This is a genomic window from Glycomyces sp. L485 (genome assembly GCF_022548875.1).
GTDB lineage: Bacteria > Actinomycetota > Actinomycetes > Mycobacteriales > Micromonosporaceae > Glycomyces.
Map to the genome: position 1 here is coordinate 1 of NZ_JAKZEW010000104.1, position 415 is coordinate 415.

1 rRNA gene is annotated in these 415 nt (G+C 53.7%); it reads left to right on the plus strand.

Annotation, left to right across the window (positions count from 1 at the left end):
* Positions 1 to 206 precede the first annotated feature (206 nt).
* A 16S ribosomal RNA gene (locus tag L0U85_RS20190) occupies positions 207 to 415 on the plus strand; the annotation flags it as partial.

Consider the following 415-nt stretch of genomic DNA (forward strand, 5'->3'; position numbering starts at 1 on the left):
TGGCGTGTTGTTTGAGAACTCAACAGGGTGTTTGGATGGTCAGCGTGCGGGCTGGCTGTGGATCTTTGGATTCATGGTTGGTTTGTTTTTGACTGTCTTTTCCTTGGAGCCTTTGGTCTGCTGAGACCGGGGGTTCCGGATAATCGGTCAGGAGCTGCTTCGACACATGCTTGGCACATGGTTTTCGGATTGTGTGTTCTAGGTTTTTGTTGGAGAGTTTGATCCTGGCTCAGGACGAACGCTGGCGGCGTGCTTCACACATGCAAGTCGAACGGAAAGGCTCCTTCGGGAGTACTCGAGTGGCGAACGGGTGAGTAACACGTGGGTAACCTGCCCCGGACTTCGGGATAACCGCTGGAAACGGCGGCTAATACCGGATACGACCACTGATCGCATGGTTGGTGGTGGAAAGTTG